The sequence below is a fragment of the Proteiniphilum sp. genome, from assembly GCF_040307845.1.
Taxonomy (GTDB): Bacteria; Bacteroidota; Bacteroidia; order Bacteroidales; family Dysgonomonadaceae; genus Proteiniphilum.
In genome coordinates, this window is sequence record NZ_JAWRIS010000002.1 from 1 (window position 1) to 7206 (window position 7206).

General features: G+C 45.5%; 4 protein-coding genes and 1 tRNA gene. 2 read left to right on the forward strand and 3 right to left on the reverse strand.

What is annotated here, in order from left to right:
- Positions 1 to 1143 (reverse strand): tRNA (N6-isopentenyl adenosine(37)-C2)-methylthiotransferase MiaB (miaB, locus tag ABV001_RS00085; protein ID WP_352420918.1); only part of this gene is annotated, 1143 nt, incomplete at its 3' end.
- A 306-nt stretch (positions 1144 to 1449) separates the two neighbouring features.
- Between miaB and ABV001_RS00090 the strand changes: the two genes are divergently transcribed.
- Both ABV001_RS00090 and ABV001_RS00095 read left to right on the forward strand, forming a co-directional pair.
- Complete coding sequence (locus ABV001_RS00090; RefSeq protein ID WP_352420919.1) at positions 1450 to 1956, forward strand: hypothetical protein; 507 nt, start codon at positions 1450 to 1452, stop codon at positions 1954 to 1956.
- A gap of 43 nt (positions 1957 to 1999) precedes the next feature.
- Entirely contained in the window at positions 2000 to 3496 is a 1497-nt protein-coding gene (locus ABV001_RS00095; RefSeq protein WP_352420920.1) for a butyryl-CoA:acetate CoA transferase, read from the forward strand.
- Between the two features lie 80 nt (positions 3497 to 3576).
- On the opposite strand, the gene acnA is transcribed toward ABV001_RS00095, so the two are convergent.
- Together acnA and ABV001_RS00105 are read right to left on the reverse strand one after the other, a co-directional pair.
- Complete coding sequence (gene acnA / locus ABV001_RS00100; protein ID WP_352420921.1) at positions 3577 to 6354, reverse strand: aconitate hydratase AcnA; 2778 nt, start codon at positions 6352 to 6354, stop codon at positions 3577 to 3579.
- Between the two features lie 457 nt (positions 6355 to 6811).
- Positions 6812 to 6887, reverse strand: a tRNA-Pro gene (locus ABV001_RS00105).
- Between the last annotated feature and the right edge of the window lie 319 nt (positions 6888 to 7206).

Here is a 7206-nt window from a genome sequence, read left to right on the forward strand (position 1 = left end):
TTGCCGCGACAATTCCATTTGCAGGTCGATAATTTCTTGCAGGCGTCTGCTTTTGACCTCTTCCGGTACATTGTCTTCCAATCTTTTTGCAGCGTAAGTGCCCGGTCGCTCCGAATATTTGAACATGAAAGCCGAATCGAACCCCACTTCACGCATCATGGAAAGTGTCTCCTGGTGATCTTCTTCCGTTTCGGAATGGAATCCGCACATGAGGTCGGTAGAGAGGCCGCATCCGGGGATGATCCGTTTGATGGCGGCAATCCTGTCCATATACCATTCCCTGTCGTATCTCCTGTTCATCAACTTCATCATCCTTGAACTCCCCGATTGTACGGGAAGGTGGATATAGTTGCAGAGGTTTTTGTATTTGGCGATGGTCTCCAGCGTTTCATCATTCATATCCCTGGGGTGTGACGTGGTGAAACGGATCCGCATGCCCGGGGCTTCCTCGGCCACCATCGCCAACAGGGCGGGAAAATCAATCTTTCTGTTGCTGTCCGTGAAACGGTAGGAATTTACATTCTGTCCCAACAGGGTCACTTCCCTGAATCCCTTTTCACGCATAACACGCAGTTCATTCAGGATACTTTCCGGTTCCCGGCTGCGTTCCCGGCCGCGGGTAAAGGGCACGATGCAATAGGTGCAGAATTTATCGCACCCACGCATAATAGATATATATCCGGAAATGTTGCTCCCGTTTAATTTCAAAGGGATTACATCTTTGTAGGTCTCCGTTTTTGAGAGTTGGATATTGATGGCCTTCTCACCCCTTTCCGCAGCCCCCACTAAATTAGGAAGGTCGAGATAGGCATCGGGACCCACTACCAGATCCACATTGTGATCATCAATCAGGTCCGATTTTGCCCTTTCGGCCATGCATCCCAATACTCCCACAATAAGAGGTCCTTTGCGTTTTCTCTTCAGCGCGTTGAAATATTCCAGTCGCTGTACCACCCGCTGTTCTGCGTTATCCCTTATAGAACAGGTGTTCACGAATATAGCATCGGCCTCGCGATCATTGTCGGTAAGGCTGTAACCATCCATCTCCATGATCGATGCTACTACTTCTGTGTCCGCCACATTCATTTGACAGCCGTAAGTCTCTATGAATAGTTTTTTTTCTTTTACTCCGTTCGGATTCATTTTATTTTTCATTTCGCGTATGGAACCGTTCGTGGACGGCTTCATAACTTATTTATAAACTGTGATATGCACATCCCGAAATTCCGGGAAAAGTTAAAATGTCAAATTATCGACAGAAAAGTTGCAATATTCTTTTTCTTATACTAACTTTGCCTCAAGGAAAAATAAAAATTTTTTCATAGTTAAGGTTTTGGTTAATTGCTCGGGAGTGACTGTGAAGTTGCTCTCGATTTTTTTATATTGACCATGTAACCTCCAATTCAGAAAAAATCACTATTTTTGTCCGGTTGCAAAATTAATCAAAATATGGAATTTGGAGATATTATTTATTTTATACTTCTGGCCTTTTTCTTGATATTGGGTTTTTTTAATGATTCCCGCAAGAAAAAACAACAACAGAAGCAAGCGGAAGCTCAGAGACAACAGGAAATTGAATCTCGACCATTTTTTGAAGAAGAGGACGAGGAAGAGGTTATACCGCCTTCTTACCCTCAGACCAGAATGCGTAAAATTCTGCCGCCGCCCGTACCTGCCACTTATTCGGCAAAGGAAAGGTACGACAATTTTCAATCTTCACTTGATCTGGTATCCATTCACCAGGAACCATCCACCCTTTCGAGTTATACTTTTGATTATGATGTAAATTCATTTTATGAAGCGGATCCGGATTCACCCGATGCATCCGACAATACCCGGGAGGAAAAATCAAAGAAATCATTGCATCCGTTGCTTCAGGCTCTCCGAGGCCAAACAGGCCAGGAAGAACTTAAAAAGGGGTTGATTTACGGGGAGATCATGCAGAGAAAGTATTGATTTACATTGATTTTTATCTAAACACAAAATATTTACTTTTTTTATGGCATTACAATTTATCAGTGCTGAAGAGGCTGCGGAACTTATTAAGAATAACGACAACGTAGGCTTCAGCGGTTTTACTCATGCCGGATGTCCCAAAGTGGTTCCGGTGGAAATTGCTAAAAGGGCGGAGGCAGAGCATGCCAAGGGTAATCCTTTCAAGATCGGTGTTTTCACGGGAGCATCCACCGGCGACTCCATAGACGGGGCACTTTCCCGTGCAAAAGCGATCAAATTCCGGACACCTTACCAGACGAACAAAGATATGCGCGAGGCGATCAACCGGAATGAACTCGATTTTTTTGATATACATCTTTCCCAGTTGGCCCAGGAAATCCGTTACGGGTTTCTTGGAAAAATAAATGTGGCTATCATAGAGGCTTGCGAGGTGACCGAAAAAGGTGAAATTGTACCCACAACAGCCGTGGGAATTACACCTACCATCTGCCGGTTAGCGGATATCGTGATCGTGGAATTGAACAAACAAGTTCCTTCTAAATTACGGGGTATTCACGATATCTATGAATTGCAGGATCCCCCCAAACGACGGGAGATACCCATCTTCGAAGTACAGGCCCGGGTGGGGCTCGATTACGTGAAGGTGAATCCGGAAAAGATATTTGTAGTGGAAACCGACAGGGACGGGGAAGGACATGGTTTTGCCCCCGTGGATGAGGTCACGCAACAAATCGGGAACAACGTAGCTGAGTTTTTCGTTGCGGAGATGAAGGCCGGCCGTATTCCCGCCCATTTCCTCCCTATCCAGTCGGGAGTGGGAAATATCGCCAACGCGGTATTGGCTTCCATGGGCAGCAACCCCGATATTCCCCGTTTTGAGGTATATACCGAAGTGATACAGGATGCTGTACTCGACATGATGCAGAAAGGTTATATCTCATTTGCCAGCGGCTGCTCGCTTACGGTGAGCAATGATGTACTTCATCAGTTCTATAACGACCTTGACTTCTTTAAAAATAAACTGGTATTGCGTCCGTCGGAGATATCCAATAATCCGGGAATGGCGCGCAGGTTGGGGATTATTGCCTTGAATACTGCCATCGAAGTGGATATATTTGGCAACGTCAACTCCACCCATGTGAACGGTACCAAGATGATGAACGGGATCGGAGGATCGGGAGATTTTACCCGCAACTCTTATCTTTCGGTATTCCTTACACCTTCTACGGCCAAGAATGGGGCCATCAGCTGTATAGTACCTAAGGTGACCCATGAGGACCACAATGAGCACTCGGTGAAGATTGTGGTGTCGGAATATGGAGTGGCCGACCTGCGTGGTAAGGGGCCAAGGAATCGCGCTGAAGAAATTATTGAGAAATGCGCCCACCCCGATTACCGGCCATTGCTGCACGAGTATCTCAATCGTGGTGTGAAAGGGCATCTTCCCCAGGATATCTATGCCTGCTTCGCTTTCCATCACGCATTGAAGGAGACCGGGAGCATGCTGAATGTAGATTTCTCAAAGTATCAGGAGGCATAGGCTGACAACGTGGCATATGCTTAAAACTGAAATCAATAAAGTGTCCGGGCAGAAAAAACATTCTGCCCGGTTTTATACATCTACTCATCCTTCCGTAGGTAGTCACGCAATACATATTGCAGGATACCTTCATTTTTATAATATTCTATTTCGATTGCGGAATCGAAACGTGCTTTGACGTGGAAATCGGTGATCTTCCCGGAGGGATGCACGGCTCTTACCTCCACTATTTTATGAGGTACTAAGTCGGAAGCTAATCCGATGATGGAATAGGTCTCGCTGCCATCCAGATCCAATGATTCGGCATTCTGTCCATTGATGAATACCAACGGTGCCACGCCCATGCCTACCAGGTTACTTCTGTGGATCCGCTCGAAGCTCTCGGCAATCACCGCCTTCACGCCTAACAGGAAGGCGCCCTTGGCAGCCCAGTCCCTCGACGAACCGGAACCATATTCCTTGCCGGCCAATACAATCAGGGGCGTAGCGTCTTTCTTATAGGCCATCGCCGTTTCATAGACGGTTTTCACTTCTTTCTTCGGGAAATAGATGCTATAGCCGCCTTCCCTTTCGGTGATTTTATTTTTGATGCGGACATTGGCAAAAGTACCCCGCATCATCACTTCATGATTGCCACGACGCGATCCGTAGGAATTGAAATCGGCCCGGCTAACCCCGTGCTCCAGCAAATATTTACCCGCGGCACTGTCTTCCCTGAATGAACCTGCCGGGGAGATATGATCGGTTGTGACGGAATCACCCAGATATAACAATACCCGGGCATTGTGAATATCCTTTACAGGGTGTAATTCCTTACTCAATCCTTCGAAGAAGGGGGCCTCTTTGATGTAGGTGGAATTTTTGTCCCATTTGTAATTCTGACCCAAACTGACTTTCAGGTTTTGCCAATCGGTAGAGCCGTCAAAAATAGTATCGTAGACCTGTTTGAAATCTTCGACCTTCATGCAGGACTTGATCGTTTCAGCAATTTCATCCCTACCGGGCCAGATATCCTTCAGGTATACGGGATTGCCATTGGGATCATAGTCCAGGGGATCTTCCATGAGATTGACATCTATCCTGCCCACCAGCGCATAAGCCACGACCAGCATGGGAGACATCAGGAAATTCATCTTTACCTGCGGATGTACGCGGGCTTCAAAATTTCTGTTGCCGGACAATACGGCAGATACAACTAATTCACCCTTTTCTACAGCTTCAGCGATATGGGGGGGAAGCGGCCCCGAGTTTCCGATACAGGATGTGCAGCCATAGCCTACCGTATGAAAACGCAAGGCTTCCAAATCTGCATTCAGGCCGGAACGCTCCAGGTATTGTGTTACCACCTTGGATCCGGGGGCCAGGGAGGTCTTGACCCACGATTTGGTGCGTAATCCTTTCATGACCGCATTTCTTGCCAATAACCCGGCACCGACCATTACAGCGGGATTAGAGGTGTTGGTACAACTGGTGATGGCCGCAATCACGATACTGCCGTCACTGAGTACAAACTCTTTATTCTTGTGCTTGATCCTTACGGACCGAATCGATTCTTTTTCTACCTCATAAGTCGTGGGCGCATTGACAGGTACTTTGCCAAAAGTAAATTCGGTTCCGGAGCCGCCGTCGGCCAGCCATGCCGATTCACGCCTGTCATGCACCGGAAAATAAGAGCGGGCATATTCTTTTTCCAGCAGGAGCTCGAACTGCTTGCCTAAATCTTTGACCAGTATCTTGTCCTGTGGACGCTTGGGACCTGAAACTGTCGGTTGAAGTGTCGACAGATCAAATTCCACCAGAGAGGAATATTGTATATTCTCATTTCCGGTACGCCATAACAGGTTTTCCTTACAATAGGTCTCGACAATTTTCACCTCTTCTTCCGTACGATTGGTCTGGCGCATGTACTGTAAAGTGAGGTCATCAACCGGGAAATAGGTTACCGTACATCCGAATTCGGGTGACATATTAGAAATAGTTGCCCTGTCGGTAACTGTTAAAGTGTCCAGACCATCGCCAAATACTTCCACAAACTTACCCACTACACCTTTGTCTCTTAACACTTTTGTGATCGACAATACCATGTCGGTGGCAGTACATTGCTCCGGTATCTTTCCCGTTAACTTCAACCCTATCACTTCGGGACAGGTAAAGAAAATAGGTTGTCCGAGCATGGCTGCTTCCGCCTCGATACCACCCACACCCCATCCGATCACGCCAATGCCATTCACCATGGGAGTGTGTGAGTCGGTACCGACCAGTGTGTCCGGAAATAACCAACCATCACGGCGTATAATTCCTTTGGCCAGATATTCCAAGTTGACCTGATGGCAAATGCCCAATCCGGGAGGAACTACCGTAAAATTATGAAGGCCATTTTGTGCCCATTTCAGTAATTCGTACCGCTCACTATTTCGTTCATACTCCACTTGCACGTTCTTGTCATAAGAATAATCAGTGCCAAAATAATCGACCTGTACCGAGTGGTCGATCACTAAATCAACGGGAATGGCAGGATTGATCCTCTGGCCGTCTTTGCCATGCCGTACATATTCAGCCCTCAGTGAAGCCATGTCAACCACGGCAGGCACTCCCGTGAAATCTTGCATTAATATACGCGCCGGCATGAAAGGAATATCCTTATCTATAGGTATAGGCGACCAGTTAACCAATGTATTGATATGATCATCCGTGATGCTGAAGCCGTCATAATTCCGTAATACATTTTCCAATAAGATACGGATACTGAAGGGTAGATGTTCAATCTGACCATAAGAAAGGTCTTTCAAAGAACTATAATTATAATTCTTTCCGTTAACGGTAAGTTTCTGAACTGATTTTGATTTAGTTGTTTCCATCGCACAATCTGTTATTACTCTTAATTCAACTAACAACGAAAGGAAGCAAAAGGTTTACAGAAATAAATTGTATCTTTACAGTCTAAGCGAAAGAATATGACAATTCCGATTAATATAGAAAAACTTCTCTCCGGCCGTGTTGTTGAAAGCGAAAGGATTGAATATAAAAGAAGCTGGAATCCCGAAGCGATTTATCGGGCAATGGATTTGGTGAGTGGTCGGATGAATTACTTTAATTGTAAATACGCTGTATCACAGAGAACTATCTTCGTTTGTTAAGGAAAAGGGCATTGTGGAATTTGTAGGAGCACCTAAAATAGGCGGTTATTACTTTACTGAAAAGGTCAATAACCTATTGAATAAATAATACAATTTATAATTGAGAGCCGTGAGTAAGTATCTCTGTCAGTAAAAAAATCAGCCATTTACAAAAAGAGTAAATGGCTGATTTTCACTGTCGGGATGACTGGATTCGAACCAGCGACCACTCGCCCCCCAGACGAGTACTCTAAACCGGACTGAGCTACATCCCGTAAAAGTGAGTGCAAAAGTATCATTTAAATTTGAATTACGCAAATTAAATAATTGAGTCCCCTTTAAAAAGTAGTAAAAATTAGTATTCGTTCTCTTCGGGATGATTTTTTCATTCCGAAGAAGTCGATAAAAATAGAAAGTCGGTTTGAAAAACGGGATATTATCTTTTCGATATAGCCGTTGAACAACCGCTTGAAGGCGGCAAAAATGCCGTCAATGGTTCTTTGACTTGCTGTTATCAGGAAAATCTCCAGCCTCCGGCAGTTTATCCACATGCACCTGGCGTATGAGAACAGTTTCTGCTTGATCAATCCCCTG

Bases quoted from the DNA above. Each gene is read 5' to 3' on its own strand.
- ABV001_RS00090 (WP_352420919.1), top strand. From the start codon at position 1,450: ATGGAATTTGGAGATATTATTTATTTTATACTTCTGGCCTTTTTCTTG.
- ABV001_RS00095 (WP_352420920.1), top strand. From the start codon at position 2,000: ATGGCATTACAATTTATCAGTGCTGAAGAGGCTGCGGAACTTATTAAG.
- acnA (WP_352420921.1), bottom strand. From the start codon at position 6,354: ATGGAAACAACTAAATCAAAATCAGTTCAGAAACTTACCGTTAACGGA.